Genomic DNA, 21,176 nt, shown 5'->3' on the forward strand with positions numbered 1-21,176 from the left:
GAAGCTGCAGATCGACCGGCCGCACATCGAAACGATGCTGCAGGCTTTTCCGCGCCTCGACTTCGTGCGCGAGTAGTTGCGTTTCGGCAATCGTGTCGAACTCGCTTTCCCGCAACTTGAAGCTGCTGAACTCGATTTGCTGCAGGCGCTGTACGCCGCCGGCGACGCCGAGTTGCGCGCACGTGCGGCGCAGATTGCCACCTTGCGCAGTGCGTTCGCCGAGGGCGGCAAGCGTTTCGAAGCTGAAGAACTTGAAATGGCGGTGCCGGCCATCGCCCGGTATCTGGCCGAAGACGCCACGCGCGGCTGGGTGTTCTCGGCGGCGATCACTGGCAAGCCGCTGGCCTGGGTGGTGACGCGGCTTGATTACACGCCGCCGTCGGAAGAGGAAAGTGGCAAGATCTTTGTCGAACTGAAAGCCAATTCGCGCGCCCGGATGGCCATGGTTACCGTGCGTATCGCCGGGCCCGACATCGCCGGCCGGACGATCCCGGAAATCCTCGCCAGCAAGGGCTACGTCAAGGAAACGCCGGCGCTGCTGGCGAGCTACGACGAAGCCGCGGCGCGCTATTTCGACTGGCGCGCGCAGTACGGTGCGCAGTTTTCCGGTAGCGGCACCGGCTGGTTCGCCGAGAACCCGACGGCGACGCACCGTGACACCGATTATTCGCGCAAGGACCAGATCATCCTGTCGTCGACCGGCAGCCCGGCGCGCCTGGTCAACGACGAAAGCATCCTCGGCGAGCGCTTGCTGGCGCTCGATGCCAGCGGCGACATCCTGGCCAAGTTCGTGCGCCGCGTCGCCCGCAACGCGCGCTTGTCGGGCAAGGAGGAAAGCGAAGTCGAGGAAACCCGCGACGGCATCGCCAAGGGCTTGTTCACCGAACTTCCGGTGCATTTCTACATCCTGATGTTCCACCTTGATCTGCATCACTACGTCTGGGTGCATGTGGACGACATCGAACCGTACGCCTACCAGCCGGAACTCAAGTACAAGCTGGTGCTGCCGCCCGAGCAGACCGACCTGATCGACATCCTGACCGCCGAGATGGACGTACTGATGGACGACATCGTCGCCGGCAAATCGGGCGGTACGACGGTGCTCTGCGCCGGGCCACCGGGCGTCGGCAAGACGCTGACCGCCGAGGTTTACTCGGAAATCATCCGCCGCCCGCTGTACCGCGTGCACTCCGGCCAGCTCGGTCTGAACGTCGCGGAAATGGAAAAATCGCTGAAGGAAGTGCTGACCCGCGCCCAGCGGTGGGGCGCGGTGATGCTGATCGACGAGGCTGATGTGTACATCAAGCGGCGCGACGACAACATCACGATGAATGCCGTCGTCGGCGTGTTCCTGCGTGTGCTCGAATACTTCAACGGCCTGCTGTTCCTGACCACCAACCGGGTGGATGACATCGACGAAGCCATCGTCTCGCGCTGCATCGCGCTGATCCGTTTTTACCCGCCGGAGCGCGTCGACCGCAGAAAGATATGGGGCGTCATGGCCGAGCAGTTCGGGCTGACCATCCAGGCCGACCTGCTCGACCGCCTGCCGGACATCTTCCCGCAGGCGTCAGGGCGCGACATCAAGGGCCTGGCCAAGCTGGTCGCCAAGTACTGTAGCCAGAAACAGCTACCGCCGACGGAGGAGGTGTTCCGGCGCTGCTCGATGTTCCGGGCGTTGGAGCAAGTGTCTTAGTGAAAATGCGAAAGCCGGGCTGAAGAAAGTTTTCCTGCCGCTAACCTCCGATCAGTGCTCGCGGCCGTCGATGCGTGGCTTCAGCAGCATCGGGATGTAGCGCCAGCCGAGCAGGCTGAAGGCCAGCAGCCAGCAGGTCGCGGCAGCATGGATGCAGGCCAGGTACAGGCCGGGGGCGAATTGCGGGATGACGATGCGGATCACCAGCGCGGCCAGCATGATGTACAGGATTCCGCGGTCGACCGGCGAAAACACGACTTTTCTGCCGGTGTGGCCGTTGGCGATGCGCACGATCATCGCTGGGATGATGCAGCCCATCGCGCCGAAGGTGAACAGATGGGTGGCTACCGAGCCGACCCATCCGGGATCGGCCACCTGCGCCAGCGCGACCAGCAGCAACTGGCCGACGATGGCCAGATAACCGACGTACATGATGCCGATGTCGATGCGGCGGAACGCCAGTTGCGGTTTCCAGAAGACGAAGCGGACCAGCAGCAGTAGTGCCAGCGCCAGCGACAGCGCGCCGGTCAGTGCGGCTGGCAGCAGGAAGCCGCCGACCAGGATCAGGCCGAGCAGCTTGATCGGCATGTCCAGTCGCGGCTGGCGCAGGATCTGCACCTGGAAGGCACCCTTCATGAACGGTGTCAGCGTGCGTTCGAGCATGACCAGGAAGGCAAGGCGGAAGAGCGCCAGCACCATGTCGCTGCCGGCGGCGAAATCGCCGTGCAGCATCAGTTGCTTGGCGACGATGAAGATCGGCAGCAACACGATGAAGAAGAGGTTGTCGCGGTAGCTGTCCTGCGCGCGGTGGCGGATCAATGTCCATAGCAGCATGGCGACGATGCTGCCGAGGAAGAGATTGTTCGACAGCAGGAACAGCGCTGTCGGCCAACTGCCGCCATAGGCCATGCCGAAGCGTTCGAACAGCCAGGCGGCGGCGAGGAAGGCGAGCGCGTCGCCGTGGTGGCCGCGGATGTTCACCCAGTTCTTGGTCGAGGTCAGCAGGAAGCCGCCGAGCACCGCCCAGCCGAAACCGAAGAACATTTCATGGGCGTGCCAGCGCAGCGCATCGACCGGACTTGCGGTCAACGACCCGACGCCGGAAAAAAGCAACGCCCAGATCAGCGGCAGCAACGCACCGGCCAGGCAGGCCAGCAGGAAGAAGGGGCGGAAGCCGACCAGCCACAGGGGATGGCGTGCATGGGACATGATTTTTTTCCGGGTTCGTGGGGTGAAAACGTCGCAACTTTACCAAGTGTGCAGGGGGCGGAATTTGATTTATCCCATGGTGGCGCGCAGGAGCAGGGGGAATGGCGTAAAATCGCATTCTTGCCCGGGCAAGGAGAGAGGCCAAGACCGGGCTGGTTTATTAAGGATAATGATGAAGCGTGTGGATGACTTCCGCTTGCGTTTTGGCAAGCACGAGCTGGTTCCGATCATGATCGGCGGCATGGGTGTCGATATCTCGACGGCTGACCTGGCGCTGGAGGCGGCGCGTCTGGGCGGTGTCGGCCATATTTCCGATGCGATGATCAACACGGTCTCCGACCGGCGTTACGAAACCAAGCACGTCAAGGAAAAGCTCGCACTGTACAAGTACAACGTCCTCAACGAGGACAAATCTTCGGTCAAGTTCGACCTTGGCCGCCTCGCGGAAGCGACCCGCCTGCACGTCGAAGCAACGATGGCGCGCAAGCAGGGCAGCGGCATGGTCTTCATCAACTGCATGGAAAAGCTGACCATGAATGCGCCGCGCGAGACCCTCAAGGTCCGCATGTCGGCCGCGCTCGATGCCGGCATCGACGGTATCACGCTGGCTGCCGGCCTGCATCTCGGTTCGCTGGGTCTGATCGAGGACCACCCGCGTTTCCGCGATGCCAAGATCGGCATCATCGTCTCGTCGGTCCGTGCGCTGCAGCTGTTCCTGAAGAAAAGCGCACGCACCAACCGCATGCCCGATTACATCGTTGTCGAAGGGCCGCTCGCCGGCGGCCACCTCGGCTTCGGCATGGACTGGGCGCAGTACGACCTGGCGACCATCGTTGCCGAGGTGATGCAGTACCTGAAGGACGAACATCTCGATATCCCGGTGATCCCGGCCGGCGGCATCTTTACCGGCACCGACGCGGCGCAGTTCCTGGAAGCCGGCGCTGCCGCCGTCCAGGTGGCGACGCGGTTCACCGTTGCCGACGAGTGCGGCCTGCCCGATGCCGCCAAGCAGGAATACTTCAAGGCCAGCGAGGACGACATCGAGGTCAACCAGATCTCGCCGACCGGCTACCCGATGCGCATGATCAAATCCAGCCCCGGCATCGGCGATGGCATCCGCCCGAACTGCGAGGCCTACGGCTACCTGCTCGACGCCAACGGCAAGTGCGCCTACATTTCCTCGTACAACCGCGAGGTCGCGCTGCATCCGGAAGCGCGCAAGGTCAAGGTGATGGACAAGACCTGCCTGTGCACGCACATGCGCAATTTCGAAATCTGGACCTGCGGTCAACTGACCTGGCGGCTCAAGGACACGACCAACAAGCTGGCGGACGGCAGTTACCAGATGTTGAGTGCCGAACACATCTTCAAGGATTACCAGTTCAGCACCGATCAGAAGATCGCCTTGCCGGAGGCTGTCCAGGGCTGATTTCCCGCGGCCGGTCATGCCGGTCCGCTCCCTTCAACGCCAAGCGCCCGGTCACCGATCGGGGTAACGATCCAACACCAGGCATGCCTACGCATTCACGCAGTGTTCGACATCCGGTTTGCGGACGGGCGGGGAAATTCATCTCCGTGCTGTTCGCCAGCCTGCTTTTCAACCTGCCAGCGCAGGCGGATTCGGGTCAGACATTCACCGTAAATGGTTTTGGTACGCTGGGGGCGGTGCGCACCGATACCGATCACGTCGAATTCGTTCGCGATCTCTCGCAGGCACGTGGCGCTACCGATGAATGGACGGCAAAAACCGACAGTGTGCTCGGTTTGCAGGCCAACTGGCGGATCACACCGCAATGGCAGGTGGTGGCCCAGGGGGTCAGCCGTTATCGTTACGATCGTAGCTTCAGGCCGGAAGTGGCCTGGGCGTTCGTCAAGTACGAGCCGACGCCAAATCTCAGCCTGCGTGCCGGTCGCCTGGGTACCGAGTTCTTCATGCTCGCCGATTCACGCTGGGTCGGCTATTCCTTCCTCACCGTCCGGCCGCCCGGTGATTATTTCTGGTACCTGCCGTTCTACAGCATCCACGGCGCCGATGCCGCGCTGACCTTGCCGGCGGGCGAAGGCGTGGTCCGGGGCAAGTTGTTCTATGGCTTGTCGCGCGGCGACATCCCGCTTTCCGACGAGCTTTGGAACATCAAGGGGTCGCCGATGCTGGGTGGCTACCTGGAGTACCAGTCCGGTCCCTGGCAGGTCCGGGGCAGCTACGCCAATATCCGCTTCGAACATGACCTGCCGCTGGCGCCGGTGTTGCTGAAGGAGTACGGCATCGTCTTCAGTCAGGCCGATGCCCGCTTCCTGGAAACGCGCAATACCCGAACCCATTACTACTCGTTTGGCGTGGTGTACGACAAGGGGCCGCTGCAGGCCCAGTTGATGCTCAACCACATCGACCAGGGCACCCGGGCGCTGGAGGATTCCGATGCCGGCTATTTGCTGCTCGGTTATCGTCTGGGCGAATGGACGCCCTATCTTGGTTACTCGCGTGTGCGCTCGAAGAAGCAGGCGCCGCCGGCCAGCCCGATTGCGGCGCGGATCGTTGCCGATTCCCACTCCGACCAGAAAACAGTCTTCGCGGGTGTGCGCTGGGACCTGGCGCGCAACGTTGCACTCAAGGCTCAGTGGGATGGCATTCGCGGCGACAGTTCCTCGCTCTTTCCGTATCGTCAGGATGACCTGAATCGCTGGGACGGAAGAATGGATGTCTTTTCGATGAGTCTGGATTTCGTCTTCTGAACGCATGATCCGGCGCTTCCTGAAACTTCTCATGCTGTGTCTCGGTTGCCTCGGTAGCGGGGCAGTGATGGCCGAGCTGGTAGTCGTGGTCAATGCCCGCAGCGGTGTTGCGGCGATGACCCGCAATGAAGTGATCAACGTTTTCTTTGGTCGGAATCGCCAGTTCTTCAATGGTCTGGAGGCAATGCCGGTGGATCTTGAGGATAGCCATCCGAAGCGTCTGCAGTTCTACAAGACGCTGGTCGGCAAGGATCTCTCCGAAATCAATGCCTACTGGTCGCGCCAGATTTTTACCGGGCGCATGCAGGCGCCACCGCGTCTGGAGTCGACCGAGGAAGTGCTGAAATGGGTAGCCGCCCGCCCGGGCGGTATCGGCTTTGTCGAGCTGTCGCGCGCCGATGCGCGGGTGCGCGTGGTCTACGAACTCAAGCCCTGAGTTGTCGCTGTTGTCCGGATGCTTGCAGTCCGGGTCATAAAAACACAATATACGGCTGGCAGGCTGTCGCTTGGCGTTCGCAAAACGATTGCCTGACCCGATAACGACAAGGAGACAAATCATGCCCAGAAGAATGATTCGCAACATTCTCGCCGATCGTCCGTTGATCACTGCGAGCAAGGAAATGACCGTACGTGCCGCCTGCCGCCTGATGGCGGAAAAGCGGATCGGTGCCCTGCTGGTGGTCGAAGGTCTGAAGACTGTCGGCATCTTTACCGAGCGCGATGCCCTGAACAAGGTGCTGGCTGCGACGCTGGACCCGGACAAGACACTGGTGGCACAGGTGATGGTCGCCGACCCGCTGTGCATTCGTGACGACAAGCCGCTGTCGCATGCGTTGCACATGATGTCCGAGGGCGGTTTCCGTCACGTGCCGGTGGTCGATGCCGAGGGCCGGGCGATCGGCATGGTCTCGGCGCGCGATGCGTTGGGCCAGGACATGCTCGAGGTGGAGCAGGATATCAAGCGCATGGAGGCGCTGGAAAGCGTGATCGGTTACTGAGCCCCGGTCCAGCCGAAGCGGTCGAGCAGGGCGGCGAATTCGCCGCCTGGTCGTACGTCGACCGCAATCGGTTGATGGTTTGCCGGATGGCGGAAGGTCAGGTGCGTGCACGCCAGCAGCAAGCGGTGGCAAGCCAGTTGTTCGGCGAAGAAACGGTTGTGCCGGCCCTTGCCGTAGGTTGCGTCGCCGATGATCGGATGCGCGATGTGCTTGAGGTGGCGGCGCAGCTGGTGCTTGCGCCCGGTCACCGGTGTCAGTTCGAGCAGCGCGTAGCGGCTGCTCGGGTAGCGCTCGACCATCACCGGTAGTTCGACCGTCGCCAACCGGCGGAAGTGCGTCAGCGCCGGTTGTGCTTCCTGACTGCTGCGTTCGCCCTGGAATTCGTAGTCGTCGCGCTGGCGCGTCAGCGCATGATCGATGCTGCCGCTTGCCGGCGGATGGCCGCGCACGACCGCCAGATAACGCTTGCCGACGCTGCCGTCGGCGAACTGGCGACCGAGCACGCTGGCGATTTCGGCGCTCAGACCGAACAGCAGCACGCCGGAAGTACCGCGGTCGAGTCGGTGCGCTGGCCATACTTTCTGCCCGATCTGGTCGCGCAGGATCTGGATCGCGAAGCGCGTTTCGTGGCGGTCGATTTCCGAGCGATGAACGAGCAGGTTGGCCGGTTTGTCGATGACGACGATGTACTCGTCGCGGTACAGGATGGGCAGCGGCGCTTCATCGCCGATGCTGCGGTCGACGACGATTTCAGGCAAAAAACCGTTCCCTGGCGGCAGGCGGGAGTTCCATGCCGGTGACGTGGGCGCGGTCGAGCAGTTCCCAGTAATAGCGGTAGGACGCGCGGTCGTGTAGCTTGCCGGCGTGCTGGGTCGGACCCCAGTCGGTGTCCTGGGCGGCGATCAGGATTTCCGCCGCAGCCTGGACTTCCGAAAAGTCCGGGCGCATCGCTTCGACGATCGGCAGGATCTGGTTCGGGTGAATGCTCCACATGCGCAGGTAACCGAATTCGCGGCGGGCGCGCAGCGCGTCGTTGCGGATGTAGTCGATGTCCTTCAGTTCGGTAGTGACGTTGTGCGAGGGCACGACGCCGTTGGCCAGCGCGGCGGCGCTGATCTCGCACTTGGCCCGGGCGACCAGCGGATGGTCGAACTGGCCGGGGCTCTTCATCGCGCTGCCGGGGATCGCGCCGTGGTGGCCGGAAACGAAATCCATCAGGCCGAAGTCGAGCGACTCGACGCCGGGCAGGGCGGCGATCTCCCAGACTTCGCGCAAGGCGCCGTGGGTTTCGATCAGCACATGCACCGGAATCCTGCGGTCGACACCGAAATGACGCTCGATTTCACGCAGCGTCTCGATCTGCGTCTGCACGTCGCCGACGCTGCACGGCTTGGGCAGCGTGATGAAGGGCAGGCGGTTGCCGGCAATGCCGACCAGGATTTCCATGTCGTGGCGCCAGTGCGCGTGGGTCACGTCATGCACGCGGGCGCCGACCCGGTTGAACAGGTTGTCGTCGGACATGATCACGGCGGCGGCCATCTCGGCGTGTTCGCGCTCGGCGCCGGCATGGGCGCCATCTTCGCAATCGCAGGTGATGTCGAAGATCGGCCCCAGTTCCTTCTGCAACTGCAGGGCCTTCTTCATCAGCTTTTCCGAGCCGGCGTAATGGTCGACCGCGGGCAGGACGGGGAAGGGCTTTTCGCCCGCGAACAGGACGTGCTTGGGATGGCGCATGAATGTCGTCGTCGAAAATAAAAAAGGCCGCGGTATTTTACCGCGGCCTTGCGTGACAGCTGAAAGCTGATTACAGCATGCTGGCGACGGCAGCGCGCTCGTCTTCCAGTTCCTTCAGGGTGATCGCGATCTTGCCCTTGGAGTATTCGTCGATTTCCAGGCCCTTGATCAGCGTGAAGGTGCCGTTCTTGCATTCGCAAGGCAGGCCGAAGACCAGGCCTTCCGGAATGCCGTAGCCGTTGTCGGCTGGGGCCGGAATGCCCATCGTGACCCACTCGGAAGAACCGAGGTGCCAGTCGCGGACGTGGTCGATGGCGGCGTTTGCAGCGGAAGCGGCAGACGACAGGCCACGGGCGTCGATGATGGCGGCGCCGCGCTTGCCGACGGTCGGCAGGAACACGTCATTGTTCCAGGCTGCGTCGTTGATCAGGCCCTTGACGTTGTCGCCGTTGGAGGTGACGAAACGGTAGTCGGCGTACATCGACGGCGAGTGGTTGCCCCAGACGACCAGTTGCTTCAGCGAGGAAACCGGGCGGCCGGACTTCTGGGCCAGTTGGGTCAGCGCGCGGTTGTGGTCGAGGCGCAGCATGCCGTGGTAGTTGTTCGGGTTGGTGCGGCCAACCTTGATCGCCGCGGAGCGGGCGATGTAGGCGTTGGTGTTGCACGGATTGCCGACGACCAGAACCTTGACGTCTTCCTTGGCGTTTTCAGCAATGGCCTTGCCCTGGACCGTGAAGATCGCGCCGTTGGCGGTCAGCAGGTCAGCGCGTTCCATGCCGGGGCCGCGCGGACGGGCGCCAACCAGCAGGCAGACATCGGCGTCCTTGAAAGCGACGTTCGGATCATCGGTAGCGACCATGCCGGCGAGCAGCGGGAAGGCGCAGTCGTCGAGTTCCATCATCACGCCCTGCACGGCCTTCTGGGCTTGCGGCAGGTCGAGCAACTGCAGAATGACCGGCTGGTCCTTGCCGAGCATTTCGCCGGAGGCAATGCGGAACAGCAGGCTATAACCGATCTGGCCGGCGGCGCCGGTAACGGCAACGCGCATGGGGGCTTTGGACATGTATCGCTCCTGTATTTAAACAGCTTGGTTGAATTATTCGATGGCACCGTATGCAGACGTTTTTGCTACCTTGCGTCGGTCGGCAACGGAGACGAAGATGTTAGAAGTTCGGCGTATCCCTGTCAATTCATCATGTGTCTTATATAAGACAACTTTTCGTGGACGCTGATAAAGAAATATGCTGAAATCTGCAGCCATGACCCGTGACGCAAATCGTTCAGCAACGCGCGCAACCGCGCCAACCTTCAGTCCGCTCTATCGCCAGATCAAGGATTTCCTGATCGGCAGCCTAGAGCGCGGTGAGTGGGGGCCGGGTGATGCGATTCCCAGCGAGGGAGAGTTGGCGCAGCGTTTCAACGTCAGCCAGGGGACGGTGCGCAAGGCCATTGATGAAATGGCAGCCGAGAATCTGCTGGTTCGCCGGCAAGGCAAGGGCACCTTCGTCTCGACACACAGCGACCCGCGCTCCTTCTACCGTTTCCTCCGCCTGTTGCCGGACGACGGTGTCGCCGTGCCTTCGGCCAGCGACCCGTTTTACTGCGAAAATGTTAGTGCCACGCCGGAGGTTGCCGCGGCGCTTGGTCTGCAGCCAGGCGATCCGGTAATCCACGTCAAGCGACTGTTGCGCTTTGCCGGTGAAACCGTGGTCTTCGACCAGATCTACCTGGCCGCCGATCTGTTCAGCGGCCTGACGCTGGAGGCCCTGCGTGGCGGCGAGCGTTCTCTCTATAGTCTGTTCGAAAGTGATTTCGGTGTGCGCATGATCAATGCCGAAGAGCGTCTGCGAGCCATTGCCGCTGATCCGGAGAGTGCGGACCTGCTGGGGGTTGCGGTTGGCGATCCGCTGTTGCTGGTCGAGCGGACTGCCTATACCTATGGCAACAAGCCGGTCGAGTGGCGGCGAGGTCTCTATTGCACCAGGAATCACTATTACCGGAACGATCTGGGTTGATCGTCAACTGTTTGTCGTACTTGTCTTGAAAGCACGCCATGTGGCGCTTTGCAGGCGTTTTTTAACTGTATAATTACGGTTCTTTTCAAACCACGTACAAGCGGTTAACCGCACTCTTACGCGAGGGATGACGTTCATGGCAGAAATGTCCATAAAGAAGAAACGTCCAAAAAATTTGGACTTGACGACCATCAGGTTGCCATTACCCGGCAAGGTTTCAATTCTGCATCGCGTCAGCGGTGCCGGCTTGTTCCTCTGTCTTCCTGTAATGCTCTGGCTCTTCAGTGCCAGCCTGGAGTCCCCTGAAAGCTATGCAAGCTTCCAGTCCGTCGCCGGCATGCTGCCGGTGAAAGTGATCCTCGCCGGCCTGCTCTGGGCTTTCGTGCATCACTTCTGTGCCGGTATCCGCTTCCTGTTGCTGGATATGCACATCGGTATCGAGAAGGAAGCCGCCGGCAAGTCCGCGGCGGTTGTGTTCGCTGTCAGCATTCCGCTGACCCTGATCCTGTGGGGGGTTCTGCTGTGATCAACCGTATTGTTGTCGGTGCCCATTACGGCCTCAGGGACTGGATCGCCCAGCGTGCGACCGCCATCATCATGGCTGTTTATTCAGTCCTGATTGCCGTCGTGCTGCTGGTCGTTCGTCCGTCGACCTTCGAAGCCTGGCAGGGTGTGTTCGCCAATGGTGTCATCAAGTTCTTCACCTTCCTGTTCTTTGTCAGCCTGTTCTACCACGCCTGGATTGGCATGCGTGACCTGTGGATGGATTACGTCAAGCCGACCGGCCTGCGCCTGACGCTGCACGTTGTCACCGTTTCCCTGCTGGTGGGCTACACCGCATGGGCTGCTGCGATTCTCTGGAGGCTGTAAGCGTGAGTATTCCTGTTCTCAAGTTTGATGCGGTCATCGTCGGTGCCGGTGGCGCCGGTCTGCGTTCCGCAATCCAATTGTCCGAAGCCGGCCTGAAAACCGCCGTGCTCTCCAAGGTTTTTCCGACCCGCTCGCACACCGTTGCGGCGCAGGGCGGTGTTGCTGCGTCCCTCGGTAATTCCGAGGAAGATCACTGGACGTGGCACATGTACGATACCGTCAAGGGTTCCGACTGGCTCGGCGACCAGGACGCGATCGAATTCATGTGCAAGAAGGCCAACGAAGTGGTCGTCGAGCTCGAACACTACGGCATGCCTTTCGACCGTACCGATGATGGCAAGATCTATCAGCGTCCGTTCGGCGGTCACATGTCGAACTTCGGCGAAAAGCCGGTGCGTCGTTCCTGTGCTGCCGCTGACCGTACCGGTCACGCCATGTTGCACGCGATGTACCAGCGCAACGTCAAGGCCAACACCCAGTTCTTCGTTGAATGGATGGCGCTGGACCTGATCCGTGACGAAGAAGGCCATGTCCTCGGCGTTACCGCGATGGAAATGGAAACCGGCCAGGTTGTGATCTTCCACAGCCGGGCGACGATTTTCGCTACCGGCGGTGCCGGCCGTATCTTCTACTCTTCGACCAATGCCTTCATCAACACCGGTGATGGTCTGGGTATGGCGGCGCGTGCAGGCATCCCGCTCGAAGACATGGAATTCTGGCAGTTCCACCCGACTGGCGTCGCCGGTGCAGGCGTGCTGATTACCGAAGGTGTGCGCGGCGAAGGCGGCATCCTGCGTAATTCCAGCAAGGAACGCTTCATGGAGCGCTATGCGCCGAACGCCAAGGATCTGGCTTCGCGCGACGTGGTTTCGCGCGCCATGGCGACCGAAATCAAGGAAGGCCGCGGCTGTGGCGTCAACAAGGACTACGTCCTGCTCGACATCACCCACCTCGATCCGGCCACCATCATGAAGCGCCTGCCGGGCATCCACGAAATCGGTTTGCAGTTCGCCGGTGTCGATTGCCTGAAGGAGCCGCTGCCGGTCGTGCCGACCTGTCACTACCAGATGGGCGGTATCCCGACCCATTACTCCGGCCGTGTCGTGATGCCGCAGGGTGGCGACATGAATGCCGTCGTGCCGGGCTTCTACGCCGGTGGCGAATGTGCCTGTGCTTCGGTGCACGGTGCCAATCGTCTCGGTACCAATTCGCTGCTCGATCTGCTGGTCTTCGGCAAGTCGGCCGGTGATTCCGCCGTTGAGGATCTCAAGGCCGGTCGCGCTCATCGCGCACTGCCGAAGGATGCGGCAGAGAAATCGCTGGCCCGCATTTCCGCCATCGACAATCGCAAGGGTGGTGCCAACGTGCACGAGACCCGTCTGGCCATGCAGCGCACGATGCAGGATCACGCTGGCGTGTTCCGTTTCGGCGACATGCTGAAGCAGGGCGTCGAGAAGATTCTCGAAGTCGAAAAGGCTGCCCGCGAACTCGAGATCAAGGACAAGTCCATGGCCTGGAATACGGCACGGACCGAAGCCCTCGAAATGGAAAACCTGATCGAAGTCGCCAAGGCCACGATGATGTCCGCCGAAGCCCGCAAGGAATCGCGTGGCGCCCACGTGCGCGACGATGCGCCGGATACCGCGGAATTCCCGAACGGCCGCAACGACAAGGAATGGCTCAAGCACACGCTGTTCTCTCCGGTTGATAATTCGATCAGCTACAAGCCGGTGAACATGCAACCCCTGACCGTCGAGCCTGTTGCGCTCAAGACGCGCTCGTACTAATTGGAGTCCAGAATGAGCAAACGCATTGTTCAATTCAGTATCTATCGCTACGATCCGGACAAGGATGACGCGCCGTACATGCAGGACATCTCGGTCGAGCTCGATCCGACTGACCGCAAGCTGCTGGACGCGCTGACCGCGCTGAAGGCCAAGGACGACACCTTGTCTTACCGTCGTTCCTGCCGCGAAGGCGTGTGCGGTTCCGATGCGATGAACATCAACGGCAAGAACGGTCTGGCCTGCCTGACCAATATCGACGACCTGAAGCAGCCGATCGTGCTGCGTCCGCTGCCCGGCCTGCCGGTCATCCGCGACCTGATCGTCGACATGACCCAGTTCTTCAAGCAGTACCACTCGATCAAGCCGTACCTGATCAACAATGATCCGGCGCCTGAACGCGAGCGTCTGCAGTCGCCGGAAGACCGGGAAGAACTGAATGGTCTGTACGAGTGCATCCTGTGCGCCTGCTGTTCGACTTCGTGCCCGTCGTTCTGGTGGAATCCGGACAAGTTCGTCGGTCCGGCCGGTCTGCTGGCTGCCTACCGTTTCATCGCCGATACGCGCGATCAGGCGACCAACGAGCGTCTCGATAACCTCGAGGACCCGTACCGTCTGTTCCGTTGCCATACCATCATGAACTGTGTTGACGTGTGCCCGAAGGGTTTGAACCCGACCAAGGCCATCGGCAAGATCAAGGACATGATGGTTCGTCGCGCCGTCTGATGGAACGCCAGGACTACGAACGCCTGCGCTGGCGTTGCATCCGGCGCGCCCTGCTGGAACTCGACATCACGCTGACGCGTTTCCTTGATGATGGATTCGATCAGTTGACCGAGGACGAGCAGGCGGCGTTCGTGGATCTGGTGGCGCTGGAGGACCACGATCTCTGGTATCTGATCAGCGGCAAGGAAGAGTGCAATGAGGATGAGGCGCGATTCGTGCCTGTTGTTGAAAAATTACGTAAGTGTTCAGTAAGGTTGGCGAATTAACTTTGTAACGTTGACCGTATTTTGGCAGTGCAGTGATAACCAACACCTGTAAAGGGAAGAAACCATGACGACCGAACGCAAGGCAACTTTGACAATCGACGGGCAGGCACCTGTCGATTTCCAGATCATGTCCCCGACGCATGGCAACGACTGTGTCGATATTCGTACGCTGGGGGCCAAGACTGGCCTGTTCACCTACGATTCCGGCTTCCTGTCGACTGCCAGCTGCAAGTCCACGATTACCTTCATCGATGGCGACAAGGGCGAGTTGCTGTACCGCGGCTATCCGATCGAACAACTGGCAGAAAACTGCAACTTCCTCGAAGTGGCTTACCTGCTGAAGAATGGCGAACTGCCGAATGCCGACCAGAAGGTCAAGTTTGAGACCACCATCAAGAGCCATACGATGGTGCATGACCAGCTGACCCGCTTCTACAACGGCTTCCGTCGTGACGCGCACCCGATGGCTGTCATGGTCGGTGTCGTTGGCGCCCTGTCCGCCTTCTACCACGAAGCCATGGACTACTCCGATGCCGAGCACCGCAACATCAGCTTCAACCGCATCGTTGCCAAGTTGCCGACGATCGTCGCCATGGCCTACAAGTACAACACCGGTGCGCCGTTCATGTACCCGGACAACGAACTGGACTACACCGCCAACTTCATGCGCATGATGTTCGGCAATCCGTGCGAGAAGTACGTGCCGAACCCGGTGCTAGTCAACGCACTGGACACCATCTTCACGCTGCACGCCGATCACGAGCAGAACGCTTCGACCTCGACCGTCCGTCTGGCCGGTTCGTCGGGTGCCAATCCGTTCGCCTGCATCTCGGCTGGTATCGCTTGTCTGTGGGGCCCGGCACACGGCGGCGCCAACGAGGCCTGCCTACAGATGCTGGAAGAAATCGGCGACGTTTCGCGGGTTGGCGAGTACATCAAGCGCGCCAAGGACAAGAACGATTCCTTCAAACTGATGGGCTTCGGTCACCGTGTCTACAAGAACTTCGACCCGCGCGCCAAGCTGATGCGCAAGGTGTGCAACGATGTTCTGGGCGAACTGGGTTTGGAAAACGATCGTCTGTTCAAGCTGGCCATGGAACTGGAAAAGATCGCTCTGGAAGATCCGTACTTCGTCGAGAAGAAGCTCTACCCGAACGTCGACTTCTACTCTGGCATCGTCCAGAAGGCGATCGGCATTCCGACCGAGATGTTCACCTGCATCTTCGCGCTGGCCCGTACGGTTGGCTGGATGACGCAGTGGGAAGAAATGATCTCCGATCCGGAATACAAGATCGGTCGTCCGCGTCAGTTGTACATGGGCGCTGCCAAGCGCAACGTCGTACCGCTCGCCCAACGCGGCTAAGAGAAGAATCGGGCGGCCGTGGGCCGCCCTTTTTTACATGCGGAGAATTGTCAGTCTGCATTCGCAGCGACAGAGAATAAAACCCTGGTGGGGACGCCTATGACCACGATGAATGAAAAATTCGACAGCACGCTTTACTTTGGCGGTAATGCACCGTTTGTCGAGGAAGTTTACGAAAATTACCTGAACGATCCGACCTCTGTTCCGGCAGAGTGGCGCGATTATTTCGATCACCTCGCGCAGATGCCGGGCTTCGTTGCCCGTGACGTCGCCCACGCCCCGGTCATCGCTGCCTTTGCCGAACTGGCGAAGGATGGCGGTTTCCGCCCGGCCGCACCGGCATCGTCGAAGTCCGAGCACAAGAAGCAGTCGGCCGTTGGTCAACTGGTTACCGCCTATCGCTCGCTCGGTACCCGCTGGGCCGATCTCGATCCGCTCAAGCGCCTGCCGCGACCGAAGCTGGACGAACTGGAGCCGTCCTTCTACGGCTTTACCGATGCCGACCTGAACCAGACCTTCAACGTCGGTTCGCTGCAAGGCCTGCCGGAAAACGCCAAGCTCAGCGAGATTCTTGAAACGCTGAAGCAGACCTACTGCGGCACCATCGGTGTCGAGTACATGTACATGACGGATTACAACGAGAAGCGCTGGCTGCAGGAGCGTCTCGAGAGCATCCGTTCGCGTCCGACCTACAATGCCGAGCAGAAAAAGCGCATTCTTGAACGGTTGACCGCAGCAGAGACGCTGGAGCGTTATCTGCATACCAAATATGTCGGCCAGAAGCGTTTCTCGCTCGAAGGTGGCGAATCGCTGATCGTCTCGATGGACGAAGCAATCCGTAGCGGCGGCGCCATGGGCGTTGATGAAGTCGTTGTCGGCATGGCCCACCGCGGCCGTCTGAACGTCCTGGTCAATACGCTGGGCAAGGCTCCGTCGATGCTGTTTGCCGAGTTCGAAGGCAAGAAGAAGAGTGACCTCTCGGCCGGCGACGTCAAGTACCACATGGGCTTCTCGTCCGACGTCAATACCCCGGGCGGCGCCTGCCACCTGACGCTGTCGTTCAATCCGTCGCACCTGGAAATCGTCAACCCGGTGGTTGCCGGTTCGGTCTACGCCCGTCAGGTTCGCCGCGGCGAAGGCAGCAAGACCAAGGTGCTGCCGATCCTGGTGCACGGCGACTCGGCCGTTGCCGGCCAGGGCGTCAACCAGGAAATGCTCAATTTCGCGCAGACCCGTGGTTATGGTGTCGGTGGCGTACTGCACATCGTGGTCAACAACCAGGTGGGTTTCACCACCAGCGATCCGCGCGACTACCGCACCGGTCACTATTGCACCGACATCTTCAAGATGGTCGATGCACCGATCTTCCACGTCAATGGCGACGATCCGGAAGCAGTCACGCTGGTGACCCAGCTGGCCATCGAGTATCGCCAGACCTTCCAGAAGGATGTCGTCATCGACATCTTCTGCTTCCGTAAGCTCGGCCACAACGAGCAGGACGAGCCGATGGTCACCCAGCCGCTGATGTACAAGATCATCGCCAAGCACCCGGGTACCCGCAAGCTCTACGGCGACAAGCTGGTCGCCGAAGGCACGCTGCCGGCTGAAGGTCCGGATCAGATGATCAAGGAATACCGCGAGCATCTGGACAAGGGCGAGTTGCTGTACAACCCGGTATTGGCCGGCTACAAGCATCCGATGACGATCGACTGGACGCCGTTCCTGACGAAGAACTACATCGAGACCTGCGATACCCGCGTTCCGGTAGAAGAACTGAAGCGTCTGTCCCAGCGCCTGACGACCTTCCCGGAAGGTTTCACGCTGCATTCACGAGTCAAGAAGATCGCCGAAGACCGCGCCGCGATGGGCGAGGGCAAGCTGCCGGTCGACTGGGGCATGGCCGAGAACCTGGCCTATGCTTCGTTGCTGGTTTCCGGCTACGGCGTGCGCATTTCCGGTGAAGACGTCGGTCGCGGCACCTTCTTCCACCGTCACGCTGCCTTCCACGACCAGAACCGTACCAGCTGGGATGAGGGTACTTACCATCCGTTGAAGAACCTGCAGGAAAAGCAGGCCGGCTTCCAGTGCTACGACTCGGTGTTGTCGGAAGAGGCTGTGCTGGCTTTCGATTACGGTTATGCCTCGGCCAATCCGTACGAACTCGTCGTCTGGGAAGCCCAGTTCGGTGACTTCGTCAATGGGGCGCAGGTTGTCATCGACCAGTTCATCACTTCCGGTGAAGCCAAGTGGGGCCGCGCCTGTGGTCTGGTCATGCTGCTGCCGCACGGTTACGAAGGTCAGGGTCCGGAGCATTCCTCCGCACGCCTTGAGCGCTTCATGAACCAGTGTGCCGAAATGAACATTGAAGTTTGCGTCCCGACTACGGCCGCCCAGGTTTTCCACATGCTGCGCCGGCAGGCCGTGCGCATGCAGCGGAAGCCGCTGGTCGTCATGTCGCCGAAGTCGCTGCTGCGCCACAAGGATGCCGCCTCGTCGCTCGACGAACTGGCCAATGGCGAATTCCAGCGTGTCATCGGCGAAGTCGATCCGATCGACGCCAAGAAGGTCAAGCGTGTTGTGCTGTGCTGCGGCAAGGTCTATTACGATCTGGTCAATGCACGTCGTGAGAAGCAGATCAAGGATATCGCCATCGTCCGTATCGAACAGCTTTATCCGTTCCCATCGGCTTCGCTGTCCAAGGAACTGGCCAAGTATCCGAAGGCTGCGGAGATCGTCTGGGCGCAGGAGGAACCGCGCAACCAGGGTGCCTGGTACTGGTTCGCCTCGCGTCATCACCTGGACACCGGTCTCGACGCCAAGCAGAAGCTGCTGCTGGTTGCGCGTCCTGCTTCTCCGTCGCCGGCCGTGGGTTACCTGGCCAAGCACAACGAACAGCAGAAAGCATTGATCGAGTCCGCGCTGGGCAAGATCGACTACTAATAACGAAAGCAGAGTGGAGTCACCCATGAGCATCATTGAAGTCCTAGTTCCGCAACTCTCCGAGTCCGTCGCCGAGGGCACGCTCGCATCCTGGAAAAAGAAGATCGGCGAAGCAGTCGCCCGTGACGAAATCCTGATCGACATCGAAACCGACAAGGTCGTCCTCGAAGTGCCGGCGCCGGCCGCTGGTGTGCTGGTGGAAGTCATCAAGGGCGATGGCGAGACTGTCGTTTCCAGCGAACTGATCGCCAGGATCGATACCGCTGCTGTTGCCGGTGCCGTGGCACCTGCTGCCGAAGCACCGAAGGCTGCCGCACCGGCTGCTGCCCCGGCGCCGGCTGCCGCCGCCACGGCCGGTACGGCCAGCCCGTCCGCCCGCAAGATCCTCGACGAGAAGGGCATTGCTGCTGCCGACGTCGCCGGTTCCGGTCGTGGTGGTCGCGTGACCAAGGAAGATGCCGTTGCTGCCCAGGCCAAGCCGGTTGCTGCCGCTGGTCCGGTCGTTGCCGCCAAGTCTTCTGCTGCCTCGCTGCCGGTGCCGCCGTCCGGCGTCGCCCTGGGTGATCGCACCGAAGAGCGCGTGCCGATGACCCGTCTGCGTGCCCGCATCGCCGAGCGCCTGCTCGAATCGCAAGCCACCAATGCCATCCTGACCACGTTCAACGAAGTGAACATGGCCCCGGTCATGGCCCTGCGCAAGCAGTACGGCGAGAAGTTCGAGAAGGCCCACGGCGTTCGCCTCGGTTTCATGGGTTTCTTCGTCAAGGCAGCCTGTGCCGCCCTGCAGAAGTTCCCGATCCTGAACGCTTCGGTTGATGGCAACGACATCGTCTACCACGGCTACATCGACATCGGTATCGCCGTCGGTTCGCCGCGTGGCCTGGTCGTGCCGATCATCCGCAACGCCGACCAGATGTCGATCGCCGACATCGAAAAGAAGATCGCTGAGTTCGGCAACAAGGCCAAGGATGGCAAGCTGTCCATCGAAGACCTAACCGGCGGCACCTTCTCGATCTCCAACGGCGGCATCTTCGGTTCGATGATGTCCACCCCGATCATCAACCCGCCGCAATCCGCGATCCTCGGCATTCATGCCACCAAGGACCGTGCCGTGGTGGAAAATGGTCAGGTCGTCGTGCGTCCGATCAACTACCTCGCCATGTCCTACGATCACCGCATCATCGACGGCCGCGAAGCCGTCCTCGGTCTGGTGGCCATGAAGGAAGCGCTGGAAGATCCGGCCCGTCTGCTTCTCGGCGTCTGATCGACGTTTGCCGGCGCCAGTGCCCGATTCCGGGTACTGGCGCTTTTGCACATCTGCAATCTGAAAGGTTTACACATGTCCAAGCAATTCGACGTGCTCGTCATCGGTGGTGGCCCCGGCGGCTACGTTGGCGCCATCCGCGCTTCCCAGCTCGGTTTCAACACCGCCTGTGCCGAATCCGCAGCCTATGCCGATCCGAAGGGTGAACCGCGTCTTGGCGGCACCTGCCTGAACGTGGGCTGCATTCCGTCCAAGGCCCTGCTGCGCTCTTCCGAACTCTACGAAGAAGCCAATCACTCCTTCGCCATGCACGGCATTTCCGCCAAGGGCGTGGCGATCGACGTGCCGACCATGGTCGGTCGCAAGAACACCATCGTCACCCAGCTGACCGGCGGCATCCGTGGCCTGTTCAAGAAGAACAAGGTCACCGGCCTCAACGGCCACGCCAGCTTTGCCGGCAAGGAAGGCGATCTGTACAAGGTCAAGGTCGGTGAAGAGATCGTGCTGGCCAAGCACGTGATCATCGCCACCGGCTCGAAGCCGCGTCACCTCGACGGTATTCCGGTCGACAACAAGGTCATCTGCGACAACGTCGGTGCGCTCGATTTCGAAGCCGCGCCGAAGCGTCTGGGCGTCATCGGCGCCGGCGTCATCGGTCTGGAAATGGGCTCGGTCTGGCGTCGTCTCGGTACTGATGTCACCGTGCTCGAAGCCGCGCCGGATTTCATGCCGTTCGCCGACCAGGACATCGCCAAGGAAGCGCTCAAGCTGTTCACCAAGCAGGGCCTGAAGATCACTACCGGCGTCAAGATCGGCAAGGTCTCGGTCACCAAGAAGGGTGTCACCGTCGAGTACGAAGACAAGGACGGCGCCAAGAAGCTCGAATGCGACAAGCTGATCGTCTCGGTCGGCCGTATCCCGAACACCGACGGTCTGAACGGCGATGCCGTCGGCCTGAAGCTCAATGAGCGCGGTCAGGTCGAAGTCAACGGCCACTGCCAGACCAACCTGCCGAACGTCTGGGCGGTCGGTGACGTCGTTCGTGGTCCGATGCTGGCGCACAAGGCTTCCGAAGAAGGCGTCATGGTTGCCGAACTGATCGCCGGTCAGGCCGGTCACTGCAACTTCGACACCATCCCGGGCGTCGTTTACACCCATCCGGAAATCGCCTGGGTCGGCAAGACCGAACAGCAGCTCAAGGCCGAAGGCATTGCCTACAAGCCGGGCAAGGTGCCGTTCATGGCCAGCGGCCGGGCCCTCGGCAACGGCGATGCCAGCGGCTTCGTCAAGGTTCTGGCCTGTGCCAAGACCGACCGTATCCTCGGTGTGCACATCATCGGTAACAGCGCTTCTGAACTGATCGCCGAAGCTGTCGTCACGATGGAATTTGCTGGTGCTTCCGAAGATCTGGCCCGCATCTGTCACGCCCATCCGACGCTGTCGGAAATCGTGCACGAAGCGGCACTGGCCTGCGACAAGCGCTCGCTGCACTTCTAATCGCCACATTCGTTGCGCCAAAGGCGGGTTGCGGTAACGCACCCGCCTTTTTATTTGGCAAAATAGCCAATCATTCCAATA

At 60.9% G+C, this 21,176-nt stretch carries 19 protein-coding genes; 15 read left to right on the top strand and 4 right to left on the bottom strand.

The window, feature by feature from the left end:
- The first annotated feature begins 76 nt into the window (after positions 1-76).
- Positions 77-1,696: an AAA family ATPase gene (locus BJN45_RS14975; RefSeq protein WP_205750604.1), complete on the top strand. Its 1,620-nt coding sequence runs from the start codon at positions 77-79 to the stop codon at positions 1,694-1,696.
- Between the two features lie 51 nt (positions 1,697-1,747).
- Here BJN45_RS14975 and BJN45_RS14980 read toward each other — a convergent pair whose 3' ends face one another.
- The gene (locus BJN45_RS14980) at positions 1,748-2,905 is read right to left on the bottom strand and encodes an NnrS family protein (RefSeq protein ID WP_076096634.1); all 1,158 of its coding nucleotides are present in this window, start codon (positions 2,903-2,905) and stop codon (positions 1,748-1,750) included.
- A 172-nt stretch (positions 2,906-3,077) separates the two neighbouring features.
- Between BJN45_RS14980 and BJN45_RS14985 the strand changes: the two genes are divergently transcribed.
- The 4 genes from BJN45_RS14985 to BJN45_RS15000 all read left to right on the top strand — a co-directional run bounded on the left by BJN45_RS14985 (position 3,078) and on the right by BJN45_RS15000 (position 6,636).
- A complete protein-coding gene (locus BJN45_RS14985; protein ID WP_076096784.1) occupies positions 3,078-4,334 on the top strand; it encodes a nitronate monooxygenase in 1,257 nt (418 codons plus the stop codon).
- 146 nt (positions 4,335-4,480) lie between these two features.
- Entirely contained in the window at positions 4,481-5,638 is a 1,158-nt protein-coding gene (locus tag BJN45_RS14990) for a porin (protein ID WP_076096635.1), read from the top strand.
- A 67-nt stretch (positions 5,639-5,705) separates the two neighbouring features.
- Positions 5,706-6,074, top strand: coding sequence for a hypothetical protein (locus BJN45_RS14995; RefSeq protein ID WP_139326366.1), 369 nt, complete (start codon positions 5,706-5,708; stop codon positions 6,072-6,074).
- A 121-nt stretch (positions 6,075-6,195) separates the two neighbouring features.
- A complete protein-coding gene (locus BJN45_RS15000; RefSeq protein ID WP_076096639.1) occupies positions 6,196-6,636 on the top strand; it encodes a CBS domain-containing protein in 441 nt (146 codons plus the stop codon).
- Here the strand turns inward: BJN45_RS15000 and BJN45_RS15005 are convergent.
- The 3 genes from BJN45_RS15005 to BJN45_RS15015 form a co-directional block, all read right to left on the bottom strand.
- A complete protein-coding gene (locus BJN45_RS15005) occupies positions 6,630-7,394 on the bottom strand; it encodes a tRNA pseudouridine(65) synthase TruC (protein WP_240494591.1) in 765 nt (254 codons plus the stop codon). The two genes, BJN45_RS15000 and BJN45_RS15005, sit on opposite strands and share 7 nt — an antisense overlap.
- Entirely contained in the window at positions 7,387-8,370 is a 984-nt protein-coding gene (locus BJN45_RS15010; RefSeq protein ID WP_076096641.1) for an HpcH/HpaI aldolase/citrate lyase family protein, read from the bottom strand. Before BJN45_RS15010 ends, BJN45_RS15005 begins: the two co-directional genes overlap by 8 nt.
- A 70-nt stretch (positions 8,371-8,440) precedes the next feature.
- Positions 8,441-9,433, bottom strand: a complete 993-nt coding sequence (locus tag BJN45_RS15015) for a malate dehydrogenase (RefSeq protein ID WP_076096643.1) — start codon at positions 9,431-9,433, stop codon at positions 8,441-8,443.
- Between the two features lie 196 nt (positions 9,434-9,629).
- Between BJN45_RS15015 and BJN45_RS15020 the strand changes: the two genes are divergently transcribed.
- From BJN45_RS15020 to lpdA, 10 genes are all read left to right on the top strand, one after another.
- The gene (locus BJN45_RS15020; protein WP_076096788.1) at positions 9,630-10,385 is read left to right on the top strand and encodes a GntR family transcriptional regulator; all 756 of its coding nucleotides are present in this window, start codon (positions 9,630-9,632) and stop codon (positions 10,383-10,385) included.
- 136 nt (positions 10,386-10,521) lie between these two features.
- On the top strand, positions 10,522-10,911 hold the full coding sequence (sdhC, locus tag BJN45_RS15025) for a succinate dehydrogenase, cytochrome b556 subunit (protein ID WP_076096790.1): 390 nt from the start codon (positions 10,522-10,524) through the stop codon (positions 10,909-10,911).
- Positions 10,908-11,255, top strand: a complete 348-nt coding sequence (gene sdhD, locus BJN45_RS15030) for a succinate dehydrogenase, hydrophobic membrane anchor protein (protein WP_076096645.1) — start codon at positions 10,908-10,910, stop codon at positions 11,253-11,255. Before sdhC ends, sdhD begins: the two co-directional genes overlap by 4 nt.
- Positions 11,225-13,042, top strand: coding sequence for a succinate dehydrogenase flavoprotein subunit (gene sdhA / locus BJN45_RS15035; RefSeq protein ID WP_088179091.1), 1,818 nt, complete (start codon positions 11,225-11,227; stop codon positions 13,040-13,042). Before sdhD ends, sdhA begins: the two co-directional genes overlap by 31 nt.
- Positions 13,043-13,054: 12 nt before the next feature.
- Positions 13,055-13,765: a succinate dehydrogenase iron-sulfur subunit gene (locus BJN45_RS15040; protein ID WP_076096649.1), complete on the top strand. Its 711-nt coding sequence runs from the start codon at positions 13,055-13,057 to the stop codon at positions 13,763-13,765.
- A complete protein-coding gene (locus BJN45_RS15045) occupies positions 13,765-14,031 on the top strand; it encodes a succinate dehydrogenase assembly factor 2 (protein ID WP_076096651.1) in 267 nt (88 codons plus the stop codon). Before BJN45_RS15040 ends, BJN45_RS15045 begins: the two co-directional genes overlap by 1 nt.
- Positions 14,032-14,095: 64 nt before the next feature.
- Positions 14,096-15,394 (top strand): citrate synthase, encoded by a 1,299-nt coding sequence (gene gltA / locus BJN45_RS15050; protein WP_076096653.1) that lies wholly within the window; start codon positions 14,096-14,098, stop codon positions 15,392-15,394.
- Between the two features lie 99 nt (positions 15,395-15,493).
- Complete coding sequence (locus BJN45_RS15055; RefSeq protein WP_430793448.1) at positions 15,494-18,334, top strand: 2-oxoglutarate dehydrogenase E1 component; 2,841 nt, start codon at positions 15,494-15,496, stop codon at positions 18,332-18,334.
- A gap of 25 nt (positions 18,335-18,359) precedes the next feature.
- Positions 18,360-19,598 (top strand): 2-oxoglutarate dehydrogenase complex dihydrolipoyllysine-residue succinyltransferase, encoded by a 1,239-nt coding sequence (gene odhB, locus BJN45_RS15060; RefSeq protein ID WP_076096655.1) that lies wholly within the window; start codon positions 18,360-18,362, stop codon positions 19,596-19,598.
- A 75-nt stretch (positions 19,599-19,673) separates the two neighbouring features.
- A complete protein-coding gene (lpdA, locus tag BJN45_RS15065; protein ID WP_076096657.1) occupies positions 19,674-21,095 on the top strand; it encodes a dihydrolipoyl dehydrogenase in 1,422 nt (473 codons plus the stop codon).
- Positions 21,096-21,176: the final 81 nt, after the last annotated feature.

Source organism: Azonexus hydrophilus (assembly GCF_001956855.1).
Lineage (GTDB): Bacteria > Pseudomonadota > Gammaproteobacteria > Burkholderiales > Rhodocyclaceae > Azonexus > Azonexus hydrophilus_A.

What these genes read in the sequence shown, in the direction of transcription:
- lpdA (WP_076096657.1), top strand. Translation starts at nt 19,674, where the DNA reads ATGTCCAAGCAATTCGACGTGCTCGTCATCGGTGGTGGCCCCGGCGGC.
- BJN45_RS15000 (WP_076096639.1), top strand. Translation starts at nt 6,196, where the DNA reads ATGCCCAGAAGAATGATTCGCAACATTCTCGCCGATCGTCCGTTGATC.
- gltA (WP_076096653.1), top strand. Translation starts at nt 14,096, where the DNA reads ATGACGACCGAACGCAAGGCAACTTTGACAATCGACGGGCAGGCACCT.
- odhB (WP_076096655.1), top strand. Translation starts at nt 18,360, where the DNA reads ATGAGCATCATTGAAGTCCTAGTTCCGCAACTCTCCGAGTCCGTCGCC.
- BJN45_RS15055 (WP_430793448.1), top strand. Translation starts at nt 15,494, where the DNA reads ATGACCACGATGAATGAAAAATTCGACAGCACGCTTTACTTTGGCGGT.
- BJN45_RS15010 (WP_076096641.1), bottom strand. Translation starts at nt 8,370, where the DNA reads ATGCGCCATCCCAAGCACGTCCTGTTCGCGGGCGAAAAGCCCTTCCCC.
- BJN45_RS14980 (WP_076096634.1), bottom strand. Translation starts at nt 2,905, where the DNA reads ATGTCCCATGCACGCCATCCCCTGTGGCTGGTCGGCTTCCGCCCCTTC.
- sdhA (WP_088179091.1), top strand. Translation starts at nt 11,225, where the DNA reads ATGGGCTGCTGCGATTCTCTGGAGGCTGTAAGCGTGAGTATTCCTGTT.
- BJN45_RS15045 (WP_076096651.1), top strand. Translation starts at nt 13,765, where the DNA reads ATGGAACGCCAGGACTACGAACGCCTGCGCTGGCGTTGCATCCGGCGC.
- sdhC (WP_076096790.1), top strand. Translation starts at nt 10,522, where the DNA reads ATGGCAGAAATGTCCATAAAGAAGAAACGTCCAAAAAATTTGGACTTG.
- BJN45_RS15020 (WP_076096788.1), top strand. Translation starts at nt 9,630, where the DNA reads ATGACCCGTGACGCAAATCGTTCAGCAACGCGCGCAACCGCGCCAACC.
- BJN45_RS14995 (WP_139326366.1), top strand. Translation starts at nt 5,706, where the DNA reads ATGGCCGAGCTGGTAGTCGTGGTCAATGCCCGCAGCGGTGTTGCGGCG.
- BJN45_RS15040 (WP_076096649.1), top strand. Translation starts at nt 13,055, where the DNA reads ATGAGCAAACGCATTGTTCAATTCAGTATCTATCGCTACGATCCGGAC.
- BJN45_RS14985 (WP_076096784.1), top strand. Translation starts at nt 3,078, where the DNA reads ATGAAGCGTGTGGATGACTTCCGCTTGCGTTTTGGCAAGCACGAGCTG.
- BJN45_RS15015 (WP_076096643.1), bottom strand. Translation starts at nt 9,433, where the DNA reads ATGTCCAAAGCCCCCATGCGCGTTGCCGTTACCGGCGCCGCCGGCCAG.